Source organism: Streptomyces sp. 4N124, assembly GCF_052245395.1.
Classification (GTDB): Bacteria; Actinomycetota; Actinomycetes; order Streptomycetales; family Streptomycetaceae; genus Streptomyces.
The window spans coordinates 90297-105736 of the sequence record NZ_JBQQBS010000025.1 but is presented as its reverse complement, the minus strand read 5'-3'; the positions used below and the strand labels follow the sequence as shown (position 1 = coordinate 105736).

Annotated in this window: 16 protein-coding genes; 6 read left to right on the top strand and 10 right to left on the bottom strand. The window is 68.9% G+C overall.

Features of this window, described 5'->3' with window-relative positions; translation table 11 throughout:
• The first annotated feature begins 12 nt into the window (after positions 1 to 12).
• From ACTWQO_RS24945 to ACTWQO_RS24920, 6 genes are all read left to right on the top strand, one after another.
• Positions 13 to 219 (top strand): HAD-IA family hydrolase, encoded by a 207-nt coding sequence (locus ACTWQO_RS24945; protein WP_443239576.1) that lies wholly within the window; start codon positions 13 to 15, stop codon positions 217 to 219.
• 780 nt (positions 220 to 999) lie between these two features.
• The gene (locus tag ACTWQO_RS24940) at positions 1000 to 1650 is read left to right on the top strand and encodes a (2Fe-2S)-binding protein (protein ID WP_443239575.1); all 651 of its coding nucleotides are present in this window, start codon (positions 1000 to 1002) and stop codon (positions 1648 to 1650) included.
• A 12-nt stretch (positions 1651 to 1662) separates the two neighbouring features.
• Positions 1663 to 2643, top strand: a complete 981-nt coding sequence (locus ACTWQO_RS24935; RefSeq protein ID WP_443239574.1) for an FAD binding domain-containing protein — start codon at positions 1663 to 1665, stop codon at positions 2641 to 2643.
• Positions 2640 to 4826: a xanthine dehydrogenase family protein molybdopterin-binding subunit gene (locus tag ACTWQO_RS24930; RefSeq protein WP_443239573.1), complete on the top strand. Its 2187-nt coding sequence runs from the start codon at positions 2640 to 2642 to the stop codon at positions 4824 to 4826. The genes ACTWQO_RS24935 and ACTWQO_RS24930 overlap by 4 nt, the downstream gene beginning before the upstream one ends.
• A 169-nt stretch (positions 4827 to 4995) precedes the next feature.
• Entirely contained in the window at positions 4996 to 6135 is a 1140-nt protein-coding gene (locus tag ACTWQO_RS24925; RefSeq protein ID WP_443239572.1) for an XdhC family protein, read from the top strand.
• Between the two features lie 607 nt (positions 6136 to 6742).
• Positions 6743 to 7585 (top strand): helix-turn-helix transcriptional regulator, encoded by an 843-nt coding sequence (locus tag ACTWQO_RS24920; protein ID WP_443239571.1) that lies wholly within the window; start codon positions 6743 to 6745, stop codon positions 7583 to 7585.
• A gap of 292 nt (positions 7586 to 7877) precedes the next feature.
• Here ACTWQO_RS24920 and ACTWQO_RS24915 read toward each other — a convergent pair whose 3' ends face one another.
• The 10 genes from ACTWQO_RS24915 to ACTWQO_RS24870 form a co-directional block, all read right to left on the bottom strand.
• A complete protein-coding gene (locus ACTWQO_RS24915; RefSeq protein WP_443239570.1) occupies positions 7878 to 8522 on the bottom strand; it encodes a TetR/AcrR family transcriptional regulator in 645 nt (214 codons plus the stop codon).
• Between the two features lie 28 nt (positions 8523 to 8550).
• The gene (locus ACTWQO_RS24910; protein WP_443239569.1) at positions 8551 to 8955 is read right to left on the bottom strand and encodes a PaaI family thioesterase; all 405 of its coding nucleotides are present in this window, start codon (positions 8953 to 8955) and stop codon (positions 8551 to 8553) included.
• A gap of 76 nt (positions 8956 to 9031) precedes the next feature.
• On the bottom strand, positions 9032 to 10369 hold the full coding sequence (locus tag ACTWQO_RS24905; protein WP_443239602.1) for an MFS transporter: 1338 nt from the start codon (positions 10367 to 10369) through the stop codon (positions 9032 to 9034).
• 68 nt (positions 10370 to 10437) lie between these two features.
• Positions 10438 to 10923, bottom strand: a complete 486-nt coding sequence (locus tag ACTWQO_RS24900) for a MarR family winged helix-turn-helix transcriptional regulator (RefSeq protein WP_443239568.1) — start codon at positions 10921 to 10923, stop codon at positions 10438 to 10440.
• Positions 10920 to 11369, bottom strand: coding sequence for an alpha/beta hydrolase fold domain-containing protein (locus ACTWQO_RS24895; RefSeq protein WP_443239567.1), 450 nt, complete (start codon positions 11367 to 11369; stop codon positions 10920 to 10922). The genes ACTWQO_RS24900 and ACTWQO_RS24895 overlap by 4 nt, the downstream gene beginning before the upstream one ends.
• The gene (locus tag ACTWQO_RS24890; protein WP_443239601.1) at positions 11323 to 11448 is read right to left on the bottom strand and encodes an alpha/beta hydrolase fold domain-containing protein; all 126 of its coding nucleotides are present in this window, start codon (positions 11446 to 11448) and stop codon (positions 11323 to 11325) included. Before ACTWQO_RS24890 ends, ACTWQO_RS24895 begins: the two co-directional genes overlap by 47 nt.
• 108 nt (positions 11449 to 11556) lie before the next feature.
• The gene (locus ACTWQO_RS24885; protein ID WP_443239566.1) at positions 11557 to 12432 is read right to left on the bottom strand and encodes a poly(aspartic acid) hydrolase; all 876 of its coding nucleotides are present in this window, start codon (positions 12430 to 12432) and stop codon (positions 11557 to 11559) included.
• On the bottom strand, positions 12429 to 12761 hold the full coding sequence (locus ACTWQO_RS24880; protein WP_443239565.1) for a DUF4387 domain-containing protein: 333 nt from the start codon (positions 12759 to 12761) through the stop codon (positions 12429 to 12431). Before ACTWQO_RS24880 ends, ACTWQO_RS24885 begins: the two co-directional genes overlap by 4 nt.
• A gap of 3 nt (positions 12762 to 12764) precedes the next feature.
• Positions 12765 to 14126 (bottom strand): acyclic terpene utilization AtuA family protein, encoded by a 1362-nt coding sequence (locus tag ACTWQO_RS24875; RefSeq protein ID WP_443239564.1) that lies wholly within the window; start codon positions 14124 to 14126, stop codon positions 12765 to 12767.
• A 43-nt stretch (positions 14127 to 14169) separates the two neighbouring features.
• Positions 14170 to 15417 (bottom strand): MFS transporter, encoded by a 1248-nt coding sequence (locus tag ACTWQO_RS24870; protein ID WP_443239600.1) that lies wholly within the window; start codon positions 15415 to 15417, stop codon positions 14170 to 14172.
• Positions 15418 to 15440 lie beyond the last annotated feature (23 nt).

Below are 15440 nucleotides of genomic sequence, written 5' to 3'. Positions count from 1 at the left end.
GACTCCCGCAAAGTGGGCGTCCGCAAGCCGGACCCGAGGATCTTCGAGCTGGCGGCGAAGACGGCCGGCATCGAAGCCGGCGACTGCGTCCTCGTCGACGACCTCGCCGAGAACTGCGAGGCCGCCCGGGACCAGCGCTGGCAGGCCGTGCACTTCCGGGACAACGCCCAGGCACTCCACGACCTGAGCCGGATCACCGGCCTGCCCAGCATCGTCTGACGTGCCGGCCTCCCCGCCTGGCAGGTACGTCGGGTCAACGACCGGGCCCACCGGAGCAGTTGAACCCGGCTGCGGCACTCCCCGCGCGGAACCACCGGACGCGCTCCTGCTTGACAGTTCTTCCGCATCGGGTGTCTCGAATCCGGGAGTCGCGGTCAGGATCGCCGCTTCCTTGCTGGTCACCGTCGGCCACCGCAACTGGTCACCGTCGGCGACGGCACGGGCTTCCCCGCGCTGCCGGGCCCACGGAGAGGTCCACACGCCGGGCTCTCCTCAGCATGTCCGCCGGGGCAGATATAAGCATGCTTGGTGCAACAACCTCTGGATGACTGTGAGTCAGGTGGTGAAGGCTGAGCGGGTGTCCCGAACTCCTGCTCTGATCGCCGGTGGCTCCTCGGGCGGCGGTGCCGCCCATGCCCGCCTCCCAGCCGGCGACAGTGACTTCGTCCTGATGGCCGACGGGCGGATCGGCTTGACGACCTGGCCCTCGAACTGCCCATGGCCGACGGAGCCTTGGATCTCATGCGCACGTCTCGGCACGCGTGAGGACCTCGCGCCGTTCGCAAGGCCAATCCACCCCACGACAACCGCCTGGTCATGAGCGGACTGGGCGCCCAGGACGCAGGCCGACTTCCCCAGCCGTAGACCGGCGAGACCGGCCCGCGCCAGCCGGAGTTACCAGCCCGCCCTGCTCGACACCCTCTGGCCGCCGAGTCCGCCCTGATGGCCGACGCCACCCCCCTTCACCACCACCCGTACCCACACCGAGGGAGCGTGGACATGTCCACCGAACATCCCGACCCAGCAGTCACTTCCCCCGTCGACCCCCTTGGGCCCCCCTCCGTGCCGTCCCGGCGTACCTTCATCGCCGCGAGCACGGCCGTCGGGGGAGCGGTCGTGGCCGGTGGCCTGGTCGCCGGACCGCCTCCGCTCGGCGCCGAGGCGGCGGTGGCTGCCGAGGCGGCGCCCGGCAGCCGGGTTTTCTTGACGGTCAACGGCGTCCGGCACACCGTCGCCATCGACAACCGCACCTCGCTCCTCGACCTGCTGCGCGAGCGCCTGGGCCTGACCGGTTCCAAGAAGGGCTGCAACGCCGGTGCCTGCGGCGCCTGTACGGTCCTGGTCGACGGTCGTCGGGTCAACTCCTGCCTGACGCTGGCGGTGCGGCTGGAGGGCGCCGAGGTCACCACGATCGAGGGCCTGGAGAAGGGCGACCGGCTCCACCCGCTGCAGCAGGCGTTCATCGACCAGGACGCCTTCCAGTGCGGCTTCTGCACGCCGGGGCAGATCGTGTCCGGCGTCGGGTGCATTCAGGAGGGTCACACCGGTTCCACGGAGGAGATCCGGGAGTGGATGAGCGGCAACCTGTGCCGGTGCGGCTGCTACGTGAAGATCGGGCGCGCTGTCGAGCAGGCCGCCGGCCGGAAGTGAGGACCGATTCCCATGTATCCCTTCACCTACACCAAGGCCGCGGACACGCGAGAGGCCCTCGACGCCGGTCGGCGCGGCGGGCGTTACATTGCCGGCGGCACCACCCTGGTCGACCTGATGCGCGAGACCGTCGAGCGTCCCGAGGCGCTGGTCGACATCAGTACCCTGCCGCTGAGCGAGGTCACCGTCACCAAGAGCGGGGGCCTGCGCATCGGCGCCTTGGTCCGCATGGCCGAGGCCGCCGCTCATCCCAAGGTGCGCTCCCTGTATCCCGTCATCTCCCAGGCGCTGGAGCTGAGCGCCTCGGCCCAGCTGCGCAACATGGCTACGATCGGCGGCAACATCATGCAGCGCACCCGCTGCACCTACTTCCGCGACGTGACCGCAGCCTGCAACAAACGCCAGCCGGGCTCCGGGTGCGCGGCGCGGGACGGCTACAACCGCAGCCACGCGATCCTGGGCACCTCCGACAGTTGCGTGGCCACGCACCCCTCCGACGTCGCCGTGGCCTTCGCGGCGCTGGAGGCGACCGTGCACCTGCTGGGCCCGGACGGCGAACGCACCATGCCTTTTGCCGACTTCCTGCTTCAGCCGGGCAGCACCCCGAACCGCGAACAGGCCATCCACCCGGGCGAATTGATCACAGCCGTGGAGATGCCCGCCCACCCGCGCCCACTGAGGTCCGGCTACCTGAAGGTGCGCGACCGTCAGTCCTACGAGTTCGCGCTCACCTCGGCCGCGGTCGCGCTGCACATCCGCGGCGGCGTGATCCGCGAGGCGAAGGTCGCCGCCGGCGGGGTCGGCACCGTGCCGTGGAAGCTGCCCGCCGTCGAGCGCCACCTCATCGGCGAACGCCCCTCCGACCGGCTGTGGGCCGAAGCCGCCGAGGACGCGATCGACGGGGCGCGCGTCCTCAAGCACAACGGCTTCAAGGCCGAGCTGCTCAAACGCACGGTCGAACGCCAGCTGCGCACCGTAGGAGGCACCAAATGAGCCAGCCACAGGCAGCAGTCGGTGCGGCGGCGCCCCGGGTCGACGCACGACTGAGGGTGACCGGGAGAACGAAGTACGCCGGAGACAACAACCCCGACGGGGCCGTGCACGCGGTCATCGTCGACAGCGGCGTCGGCCGCGGCCGTGTCACCGGCATCGACAGCCGAATCGCTGAAGCCGAGACCGGCGTCCTGAAGGTGATCAGCCACTTCAACGCACCGAAACTGCCGCCTCGTGAAGGGGGATTCCCGCCGGGTGAGGCGCTGCGCCCCTTCCAGGACGACCGCGTCCGGTTCTTCGGACAGCCCGTCGCGGTCGTGGTGGCGACCACGCTGGAGGTGGCACAGCACGCGGCGAGCCTGGTGAAGGTCTCCTACGACGCCCAGCCTCCCTCGACCGACATCGGCGCCGCCGATCCCGCGGACGATCCCGAGACCTATGCGCGCGGCGACGCGGACGCGGCCCTGGACGCCGCCGACGTCAAGCTGGACCTGGCGTACCGCATGGCCCGCAACCACCACAACCCGATGGAGCCGGCCGGGACCGTGGCCCGCTGGGACGGTGACCAGCTCACCCTCTGGGAGAAGACCCAGCATGTGCAGGGCACCGTGGAGACCATGGCCGCCGAGTTCGGCATGGAGCCGGACAGCATCCGCGTCATCTCGCCGGCCGTCGGTGGCGCATTCGGCAGCGCTGGCCGGACCTGGGTGCACACCTCCATCGCGGCCCTGGCCGCGCGCGAGGTGAAACGTCCCGTAAAACTCGTCCTCACCCGCAGGCAGACGTACTTCGGCGTGGGATACCGGCCCGCATACGAGTACGCACTGCGGCTGGGCAGCGACCGGCGGGGCCGGCTGACCGCGTCGGTACACGACGTCCGCACCGAGTCGTCCCGCTACGAAACGCACAGCGAAGACGTTCTCGCTGCCGGCCGGATGCTCTACAGCACGCCCAACGTCCGCCAGGTGTACGAGCACGTACCGCTGGACGTGAACACACCGACATGGATGCGTGGCCCCGGCTACTCCAGCGGCGCGTTCTGCGTCGAGTCGGCGATGGACGAACTCGCCCACGAACTGGGCCTGGACCCGATCGAGCTGCGGCTGCGCAACGAACCCGCCGACGACGAGTCCACCAATCTGCCGTTCTCCACCCGCCGCCTGCGCGACTGCTACCGCGCGGGCGCCCGCGAGTTCGGCTGGCACCGGCGCAACCCCAAGCCCCGCTCGACGCGTGACGGTGACTGGCTCATCGGTATGGGCATGGCCGCCGGTGTCTACGACACCGCGCGCAGCGAGGCCCAGGCCTCGGTCAGGCTGGATGCCGACGGCACCGCCCTGGTGCAGTCCGCGACCAGCGACATGGGCCCCGGCACGGCCACGTCCATGACTCAGGTCGCCGCCGACGCGCTCGGCCTGACCATGCGCCAGGTCACCTTCCGGCTCGGCGACTCCATTCTGCCCTCAGCCCCCGGCCATCACGGCTCGCGGACCATGGCCAGTATCGGATCCGCCGTCCAGGACGGCTGCGACAAGCTGCGCGAGCAGGCGATCACGCTCGCGGTCAAGGACCAGGACTCACCGCTGTACGGCGTCGACCCCGCCGATGTGGTCGTACGCGGCGGCCGACTGCACGTCAAGGACAACCCCGCGCGCGGGGAGACGTACCAGCGGCTCCTGGCCCGTAACAACCGCACCCACCTCGAAGCGCTCGGCTCGTACGCCGGGGCGCCGGAATCGGAGCGGTTCTCCTTCTACGCCTACGCCGCGACGTTCGCGGAAGTGGCCGTCGACGCCCGCCTCGGCCTGGTACGGGTGCGGCGCATGGTCGGCGTGTACGACGCCGCCCGGATCATCAACCCGAGACTCGCCGACAGCCAGGCCATCGGGGCCATGACCGGCGGTATCGGTCAGGCTCTGCTGGAGCACACGGTCACGGACCACCGCGACGGCCGGATCGTCAACGCCAACCTCGCCGACTACCTCGTGCCGACCCACGCCGACATGCCTGAAATGAAGGCGATCTACATTGACGGGGAGGACTACGAGGCCGACCCGATCGGCGTCAAGGGGCTCGGTGAGGTCGTCGTCGTCGGAGTGGCGCCCGCCATCGCCAACGCCGTGTTCAACGCAACCGGACGCCGCATCCGCGAACTGCCCATCACCGCCGAAGCACTGCTCTGAGCCCTCCGGGGGACCGGTGCACTCACCAGGCCCCCGGGCCCCCTGGCCTCCCAAGCGTCCGGCGGCTGGCGACGCCACACCGCCGGACACCAGGGCCGCCGCCGCAAGCCTTCTCCCCCAAGGCGCGGCGGCGGTCCCCTGAAGTCACCCACCTCACGGAAAGCCCGCCATGCTGAACATCGCGGACACATTGTGCCAGTGGTGCCGCGAGGCCCGCCCCTTCGCCCTCGCCACCGTCGTCCAGGTCAGCGGCAGTGCACCCCTGCCTGTCGGCACCGCCCTCGCCGTCGACACGGACGGCACCGCGGTCGGCAGCATCTCCGGCGGCTGTGTCGAAGGGGCGGTCTACGAACTGTGTCAGCACGTCCTTGCACACGGCGGGCCACCCGTGCGCACCCGCTTCGGCTACTCCGACGACGACGCCTTCGCCGTAGGCCTGACCTGCGGCGGCGAGATCGAAGTCCTGGTACAGCGCGTGGACCCCGCCGCCGAGCCCCACCTTGTCGCTGCCCTCGAAGCCGTGGTCGCGGGCCGCTCCTGCGCCGTGGCCCAAGTCTTCGACGGCCCCGGCGAACTCCTTGGCCGCACCCTCCATATCCCCGACGGCGATCCCCACGAAGGCACGCTCGGCGGCGAGATCGAGGACCAAGTGGTCGTCGCGCACGCCCGCGCGCTCCTGCGTGCGGGCCGTACCGCCCGCATCGAGGTCGGCGGCGACACCGACACCTGCCCCGAGAAATTGACCGTCCTCGTCCACACCCACGCACGCCGCCCGCGCATGCTGATCTTCGGTGCCGTCGACTTCGCCGCTGCCCTCAGCCAGGCCGGCCGCTTCCTCGGTTACCACGTCACCGTCTGCGACGCCCGCCCCGTCTTCGCCACGCAGGCCCGCTTCCCGCATGCCGACGAGATCGTCACCGACTGGCCCCACCGCTACCTCGCGGTCACCAAGACCGACGCCCGCACCGCCGTCTGCGTCCTGACCCACGACGCCAAGTTCGACATCCCCCTACTGCGCTTGGCCCTCGCCCTCCCCGTGGGCTACGTCGGCGCCATGGGCTCCCGACGCACCCACGGCCACCGCATCGACCTGCTCCGGGACACCGGCGTTCCCGAGGAGCAACTGGCCCGTCTGCACTCACCGATCGGCCTGGACCTCGGTGCCCGTACTCCCGAGGAGACAGCCATATCCATCACCGCGGAGATCATCGCCCACACCAACCGCGGCATGGGCCTGCCCCTCTCGCACGGCACCGGCCCCATCCACCATCCCGCACAGCCTCTGTACCGCTTGGCGACGGCGCCTTAACTCCCGCACAGACGCCGTAACGCGCTCCCACCGCGACCGGAGTGGGCCGGGATGATCCAGAGGGCGTCGCCCTCGGTGGCGTATGCCGTTCACGTGGGCCTTGGCGGTCCAGGGTGAGACGTGGCGGTGTTCGGCGATGGTGTCGTTGGAGACGCCGACGGCCACGAGGACGTCGATTGGACCTGGCCTAGGAGCCCCGGCTGCTGGAGACCGAGGCGAGGCGGGAGTCGCGTCACTCGGCTAAGCGATCATCCGTCGGCGATGATCCAAGCCTTGAGCGCGTCGTACTCGGCCACCGGACCGGCAGGTGGTCGAAGTACTCCTTCCAGACCTCGTCATGGGCTGAGGAAGCTGCCCTGCCGACCCATGCCACGCAACAACGTGTCGACCACGAGGGTTGCCAGTTCGTCAACTTCGTCGGCTTCGTCCGAGCGATTCTGGGCCGCTTCGTGAATGAGGGCGTAATAGACACGGCGAGCCCACGCCAGGTCAGTGTCAGGGCGCAGCACGCCGGAGTTGCGGAGATCAGTAACCGGCAACCATGGGTTTCTGATTCAGGGGTTGGCAACCCCTGGCAAGCGAGGTGCGGTCAGATCAGAGTGGCGGTGTGAACCTTTCCGAATTGGGCGTCTTTTTGAAGTCACGCCGTGATCGCATACGACCCGCGGATGTCGGCTTACCGACCGGGCCACGCCGGCGTGTATTGGGTCTTCGCCGTGAAGAGGTCGCTCAGCTGGCCGGTGTTTCGGTTGACTACTACATCGAGCTGGAGCGCGGAGCGGGCGTCCGACCCTCCGAGCAGATGCTCGCCGCGCTGGCCCGGGCACTCCGACTGAGCCGGGAGGAGCGCGATCACCTCTTTGCCCTGGCGGGCCGTCTGGTGCCCCCGCCCGGAGGTTCGACGGACCACGTCCACCCGGGGATGCTGGACTTGCTGCACCGCCTGGACGGCACACCGGCCCAAGTGGTCACCGACCTGCGCGTCATGCTCGTACAGAACCCGCTGGCCCGTGCGTTGCTCGGCCCACCACCGTCCACGGCCGGATGGGCCGCGAGCTTCCTGTACCGGTGGTTCACCGATCCAGCGGCGCGGACGCTTTACCCGCCCGAGGACCACATCAGGCACACCCGATCCTTTGTCGCCGACCTGCGTGCGGCCTCGGCCCGGCGCGGCGACGACCCCGAAGTCACCGCAATTATCACGGCACTGACCGCGCGCAGCCCCGAGTTCTGCGAATATTGGGCACGACATGATGTCGAGTTCCGACGCCACGACAGGAAACGTCTGATACATCCAGAACTCGGGCTACTTGAGGTCAATTGCCTTAACTTGTTCAGCGAGGACGGACGGCAACGACTGCTCTGGTTCACACCGGCCGTTGGAACCGACTCGGTCGCCAAACTGGAGCTGCTTGCCGTGATCGGCACACAGAAGGTCCTCGAGGAGTAGCACTGAGAGGGCGCTTACGTAGCTTTAGCCGAGAAAGCGGCTCTCGCAAGCTCGCCTTGCTTTGCCGCGGTTCGAGTGGCATGCATGTTTCTTCATCTCTCACCTTTCGGAGTCGGCCATCCGTTTCGCTCGTTTCTGCTGCTGGAAGTCCGTCTCGTTTAAGGATGCGGCAGAACCGCCCTGCGTGAACCGCACCGGAGCCCTCTGGACCTGAACGGACGAAGTACGCTGCGGCCCCGCTGAGTTGGGCGCCGCGAGCCGTCCAGAACCAGGATCCGTCTGCCAACGTGGTTCAGTCCGACCGCAGCACATCAGATATCGAGGGTCTGGACGCGTGAGCCGCGGTGAGAAGAGCGCCGTGGACGGCCGAGGACGCCGCCCGCGTGGCATAGCGAGCGGTGTCGGGAGGCCATGCGTCACGTTCCTGGTGGATCAGGAGGGAAACCGCGCCGTGCACGCTGGCGCAGAGCAGTCTGGCGGTTTCGGTCCTGCTCTCCACCGGCATTCCGGCATCGAGACAGTCCGTGACCTTGTCCCGGAAATAGCGGAAGCACGCGTCTTCGTTCTGGCGACTGGCTTCGGTGGCCTCGCCGTCCATCACCAGTCGGTACTGGGAGGGATGGCGAAGCCCGAACGCGATGTATGCGACACAGGTTTCGTAGAGCGCTGTCACAGGATCCGAGATCCCCTGGGACACCGTTTCCAACTCGATGAACAGTGAGTCCCACACGCGCAGGCACGTGGCGTGGACGAGTTCCCGCTTCGAGGCGAAGTGGAGGTAGACGGCCGGCGGGGTGACGCCCGCACGTGTCGCTACCGCGCGAATCGTCAGAGCGTCAGCGCCACCGTCTTCGAGTAGTTGATCGGCGATGTCGAGAAGCTGGTCGCGGAGCAGACCGCCCTGGCCCTTGGCGGCGCGAACGCGGGAGCCGGTCACAGAGAGGAGCCTTCGGGGGAGAGCGATATCAGGATGTCTTCGGTTTGACGGTGGTGACCACCTGCGTGACCCGGGCGCACAGTTCGCCTTGGGCGTCATGCACGTTGACCTCGACGACGGTGTTGCGACCCACCCGCAGGGGACGAGCTGTCGCGACGACGTCTGTGTGTGCCGGCCGGAGGAAGTGCGTGGTCGACTCCACGGTGGCCGGTGCGGCGCCGGCCGGACCGTTCAGGGCGGCGCATACGGCGCCGCTCACATCGGCGAGTCCCATCAACGCTCCTCCGTGGAGGCCACCGCCCACCGTGGACAGCGAGAGATCGTGCGCCAGCGTGGCTCGAACGCCTGCTGCCGTCATCTCGTCGAACACTACTCCGAGGGTCTTGGCGTACGGAGCGAGCGCGTAGACGTCTTCGGCTGCGAGCGTGGGCATGGGCTGCTCCCATCTGAGTGAATGGCGATAAGTTATCGGCGTTAACTCACTTCGTCAACGCGGTACTTCCGGCCGGTCAGCCGCTTCCGGCGAGGGAAGCGTCGCTGGGTGCTCTGCCGACACCACTCAATGACCTGTCGGCGATGCAGAGGAGCAGGAACAATGCAGCCACGCCGATGAGCAGCCAGGCCATGGCATGCAGTCCGGAACTGGTGGCGCCATCGTGGAAGAACACGGCGCTCGCCGCCGCCGCAAACAGTGCGCCGATGTACATGAACGTGCGCAGCAGTCCCGCGGACGAGCCCATGCGGGCCGGATCGGCCTGCGCGTACAGGGCATTCTGGTTGGCCAGCCCGATCAGCCCGTGAGGGATGCCGACTACCGCGCTGAGTACGACGAGCAGCCAGACCGGAGTGTCGGCACTGAGGACCAACAACGCTGCGCAGCCGAGGCATTGGAAGAGCGCGCCGACGACGATTTTGCCCCGCACCTGGCTACGGCGTCCCGTCAGTGCGGTGACACCGATGGCCGTCGCCGACAGCGGCAGCAGAAGCAGACCAGCCTGCGACGCGCTCAGTCCTCGGCCCTCCTGGAGCCACTGGCTGTAGCCGTAGAAGAAGGCGTACGACGTGGTGTAGGCGAGGCACTGCCGGGTGAACGTGGCAAGCAGCGGTACGTTTCCGCCGAGGACCCGAAGATCTATGAACGGCTGGTCGGTGCGGAGTTCGCGGCGGACGAACAACGAGCCCGTGGCCAGGCCCAGCACTGGCAGGTACCAGTGTGCGACTGCCGGGTTCATCAGGAAGAACATGAACGCGGTCAGTGATCCGGCGAACCACAGCATGCCCGACACATCGATGCGCGCCATCCTGCCCGGGGGCGTCGCGCGTGGCAGCCACAGTGCGCCCAGGGCAAGACACATGAGCGACAGCGGCACATTGATGCCGAAGATCAGGTGCCAGCCACCCGTGCCGATCAGCAGGCCCCCGAGGGCCGGGCCAACGACCGCGATGACCTGGTTGGAAATCGACAGCGCGGCGAGGACGCCACTCGGGTTCTTGCGGCCGGTGCGCTCGGACTCGGAGCGCAGCAGCGACATGGACGCCGGGAAGGCCGCCGAGGTTCCGAATCCGAGGAGGACGCGGGAGGCGACCAGCACCCACAGGTTCGGAGCGAGGGTGCCGAGCAGTCCGGCCAGGCCGGCCAGCGCGGTGCCCAGCAGATAGAGCCGACGCGGACCGAACGCGTCAACAAGTCGGCCGATCACCGGCTGGCCGACGGCCGTCGCGAGGTAGAGGCCGGAGACCAGCCATGCCGTCTGCGAGGGCGGCACGCCGAAGGCGCGGCCGATGGGGATCAACGCGACCGCGAGCATCGAGGAGTTGATGGGGTTGAGAATCGAGCCCAGGATCATCGGTGCGATCAGGCGCCGGTCGAAGCCGCCCTTCTCTGCCCGGCGCTGCCTGCGCGCGGCTGTCCGAGTCACGCCTGCGCCACCTTGTCGAGCAGCGCCATGGCGGTGATGACCGCCCGCACCTCCTCCTCGGTGCCGTGCTCTTGCAGGGCCCGGGCGAGCCACGCCTGACGGGCGAGGCGCTCGCCCCTGCGCCGTTCACGGCCCCGGTCGGTGAGTGAGACGAGTTGCCGCCGCCCGTCATCGGGGTCCGGGCTGCGCGAGACGAGCCCGGCCTCTTCCAGGGCGATGACGGTCTTGGCCATCGACTGAGGCCGTACGCCCTCGGCGGCGGCGAGATCACTGGCGGAGGCGGGGCCGTTCCTGGCGAGGCGGCGCAGGACGGAACTTTGCGACGGGGACGGTTCCTTCTCCCTGCCCCCGTCTCCACCCGTCGGTTCCTCGGCCGCTTCCAGGGTGTGCAGCTTGCGGCGGAGCCGGCCGAACACCACCCAGATGTCGCCGGCTGCCTGAACGGCGGCCTCGGTCAAGGGCACTTCATCGGCTGGCATCATGCCCTGATGGTAGATAGACAGCCCAGGCTGTACAACCTTGGCTGCCTATCTGAGTCGCTCTCACAAAGCCGGTCTGTCGGCGGTGCCGTCGAGTGGCGCGCACATCCAGAACCCGTGCGGCAGGGTCGGCTCCTCGAAGGACAGCACCCGCACGCGCCGACCAGCACGGCCGGCGGAAGCGTGGCGAGGTCAGGTGAGAGGACGGGAGCGAAGCGCGGGTCCTGGCGCTGATCGGGATGGGTCAGGTACTGCCCGATGAACCACTCGATCGCCTGCGAGGTCAGACCGTATCCCTCCGCGAATGGGGTGCGCGCCAGTGCGAGTGCGGCGCCGACGGCGAGATCGGTCCCGCGCTGGTACCGGCGACCGCGACTCTGACGGACCGTGAGGCATGGCCAGTCAGCGCGGCCGCGTTGCCCGCACCCACTGGACCGCGTCAACGGCATCGTCGTAGGCGCACGGGAACCTGTGCTCGGGCGCGAGACGGTCGTTTGCTCGCGGCGCCGCGCGGTCGGCACCGGCCAGGGTGCTGGTTGACGTGCGCAGCGAGCGAAGGTTGGGGCGGACCGGCCCGCCTGCGCGTTTCGCGGTGAGCCATCAGCAGGGCAACCAGTGGATCGAGTCGATGGTCGGTCACGGCTGCGGGACCTCCGGCGCACGGGGTCGCGGGGACGCGGACACCTGGGTTCCGAGGAACTGCCGGACCGCGGGGAGGACCGCGAAGTGGTTGTGGCCGGTGCCGGGCACGATGTCGAGGCGTGCGTCGATGCCGTGTTCGCGCCAGTTGGCGCGCAGCGCGTTGATGCGTTCGACGCGGTTGGTTCCCACGGGCACGGGCCGGCGCGCGTCGTCTGGTGCGAGTTCGGCTGCGTCGGTGTCGTTCTCGCCGATGACCAGCTGCACGGGAAGACCGCGCAGAGCTGCCGGGTCGGCGTCGGTCCCGAATTGTTCCTTCATGTCGGCCGTGCCGTGCCACCACGTCGTCGTGGGGTCGAGGAGGGTGACGCGCCCGGGGGCGCCCACCGACAGGGACGCCATGCGGTCGGGATGGAGGTAGGCGAAGCGGTGGGCGAACTGGCCTCCTCCGGAGAAGCCGTGGAGGTGGAATCGGTCGGCGCGCACATGCCAGCGGGCCGCGGTTTCGTCGACCATGTCGAGCAGGGCTTCGTCGGGGCGGAATCCGGCAGGGGAGAGGAGCTTGTAGCTGTCCACGTCGTTCGGCCCGGTGATTCCGGCGGGGAAAAGCGGGGCGAGGACAACGCAGTTGTGGCGGTCGGCGAAGTCGGCGAAGGCGTCACGGAGTGCTTCAGCGCGGCGTCGTGTTCCGTGGACGGTGACCACGAGGGGGAGGGATGGACCGGCGGGGGTGTGGTCGGTGGGGACGTAGAGGCAATAGGAGAAGCGGGGGTCACGGGCGAGGGCGAAGAAGGGTGTGGGGCCGGTCAGGAAGGTGATGCCAGGGTGCCCGGCGGGCAGTTCCCAAGGAGCCAGAGGGCGTTCGGCGGTCACGCGCGGTGCTCCTCGTCCACGTCGCTCACGGCGAGGTCCATCAGGGGGGCGTACTGCTGGCCCGCGTAGCAGTCGCTGTCGCTGAGGTCGCCTTGGACGGTCGGGCGGGGGAGGGAGACCTTCACGGCGAGAGCGAGCGGGTGGTTGACGAGCAGGATGTCGGCGGGGTCGGCGCCGTAGAGGTCGGCGAAGAGCCTCCTATTGAGGAAGCCGCTGGCGACGAGGGCGTCATAGGCGGCCTGGTCGTGGCACATGAAGTCGAAGGTGAGCGTGAAGGGACCGGCGTTCTTGGACCGCACCAGGGAGCAGTAGTCGAGCAGGGTGGTCATGGGTTACAGCTCCTCGGTGGTGGTACGGAACAGTTCCGTGGGACTGACTCCGGTGACGACGTGGTTGAGGGTGAACCGGTAGAGCGGGCCGCGGTCGATCTCGGGCGGGGAGTACGGGTAGGCGAGGGTGGAGACCAGCCCGTCGTATTCCGGTATGGGCAGGTGGCTGCTGGCGTGCGCGACGAAGGTGGCGACCGCGTGGGCCGTTGGCTGGTCGGGTGCCGTCACCGTGATGAGGACGCCGAGTTCACGGGGGTGCAGCGATTCCGGTTCTGCGGTGGCCAGTACGGCCCCGTCGCCGTAGAGGCGGAAGTCGATGTCGACGTCGTCGGGGTCCACGACGCCGCCGAACACGTCGAGGATCTTGTCCGCGAAGTACTTCTTGGCGAAGGGGAGCAGGTCGGGCAGGCGCCGGATGACCACCTGGTCGCGCACTCCTCCGACAATGACGGTCTGGTAGCCGACGAGTTCGGCTCCTTCGAGTTTGTTGCTGTAGCCGTCCGCGGGGACGAAGCGCGCTCCGCGCGCCCGGACGGTGCGTTCGTCGATCGCCTCGTAGGTGGCGTCGCTGGTGTCGAGGGTGCCCGACGGCTCCGCGACGCGATACGGGTCGGCGTTCTCGTACAGCGTGTGGGCGGCGACGGACCGGGGGGTGAGACGGCTGCCTTCGGCGAGCGTGGTGACATCGAAGTGGTCGTCCCGCAGGTGCACGAGCAGGCCGTTGGCGGACGGGGGTATGGCGCAGGCGGCGCCGCATTCGATGGTCTTGGCCATGTGCCAGGTCAGGCCGGGGTCGGCGCCGAGCATGTGGGGGAGTGCTGCGAAGAGCGCGGTGTCGCTTGCGCGTCCGGCCAGGATGATGTCGCAGCCGGCGTCCAGGGCCGCCTGGATGGGTTCGACACCCATCATGGCGACTGTGTGACTGCGGGCGAACACTTCCCGGTCGATCTCGGGGGCGTGCTGCAGCGGCTGGAGGCGGCCGGCGTCGTAGAGGTGCTGGAGACGTTCGGTCGGCTGGTCGGAGTAGATCAGAGCCAGTTTGAAGTGCAGGTTCTCCACCGCGGCGATGCCGCGTACGAGGGCGGCGACGCGGTCGACTCCGGTGTCCCGGCCGCTGGTGCCGCAGGATCCGATGATCAGCGGTACGCGCAGTTCGTCGCGCGCGGTGAGCAGAAGGCGCAGGTCGCGGCTGACGGCCTGGTCGGAGAGTTTGGGGTTTCCCGAACCGAGCGCGGCCGGTCCGGAGTCGGTCGATCCGGCGTCACACGCGATGACGTGCGGGCGGGCCGCGACGCCGCGTTGGAACGCGGCGGCGTCGAAGCCGGCGCCGAGTGCTCCGGTGGGAGCGAGGATGCGCAACTCCATGGGGTTCTCTGTCTTTCCTGATGAGGGGGTATGGGGCGACGGGTCAGGGCGAGGGGGGAGTGATACGGCGAGCCAGGCGGGTGAACACGGCGAAGGTGATCGTGGCGAACACCGCGCCGTTCAGGAGCATGAAGCGCCATCCGGTCGCGTCGACGGTGAGGCCGAGCAGGGCTGGGCCGAGTGCCGCACCGGTGGACGAGGCGACGGTGTACAGACCGGTGTAGGTGCCCAGGACGTGTCTGCTGGGAGCGAGGTTCCACAACGCGACAAGCGCGTTGACGGCGAAGGCCGCGTAGCCCACGGAGGCGATCACCATGGAGATGACCGTGCCGGGAACCGTGGGGACGGAGAAGCCGATGAGCAGGCCGACGATGAACACGCCGACGCCGTAGCGCATGGCGCGCGCCTGGCCCAGCCGGGACGAGGCGTAGGCGAGCGGGACGACGCAGACCAGGAAGGCGACGGCGCCGGGTAGCGCGAGCCCACCCGCCGAGCCGCGGGACAGGCCCAGTGCCTCGGTGCCGTACGGGGTCATGAGCGAGCGCAGAGCGGACCACATACCGGCGAAGCAGAAGGTGCCGAGCATGAGCAGGGTCCGGGCGCGGGACGGATCGCGGACCATGTCCTTGATGACCGCCCAGGGTGAGGCGAAGTCGGCGGATGGTGGTTCCGCGGCGGGGTGCGTCTCGGGGGCGGAAGGCTCACCGGCGTGCGACAGCGTGGCGGCGTGGTGTCGGCGGCCCAGGAAGAACCAGGACGTGGTGAGCAACAGCAGCATGAGCGCGGGCGGGATGGCGAACGCCAGGGTGCTGCTGCGGTCGATGACGAGCAGGCTGATCAGCGATGAGACGACGATCGTGAGACTGACCCCGGCCTTCACGAAGCCCTGGGCCTTGCCCCGGTGGGAGGGGGCGACGTAGTCGGAGACCAGGGTCTCCGTGATGCCCTTGAACGCGTTGGCCATGGCCGCGAAGCCGACGACGCAGAGCATGAGCAGCGGAAGGCTGTGCGTCCAGGGGATCAGGGCGAAGGGCACCGAGGCCAGGGCGGCCCCGGTCAGGATGATCGCCCAACGGCCCTTGCCGTCGCGAGCGCGACGGTCGGACAGGAATCCCATCCAGGGCTGGATCAGGACCCCGAGGACGTTGTCCACACCCATGATCAGCCCGACGAGGCCGGCGGAGGCGATGTACTGCCGCAGCTCGGAGGGGACTTGTGCGTCGTAGAAGTTCCACACCGATTCCTGGGCGAAGACGGCCAGGGTCACCCACAGGACGGTGCCGGCGCTCATTCGCCGCGGGGCGGTGGACCTTC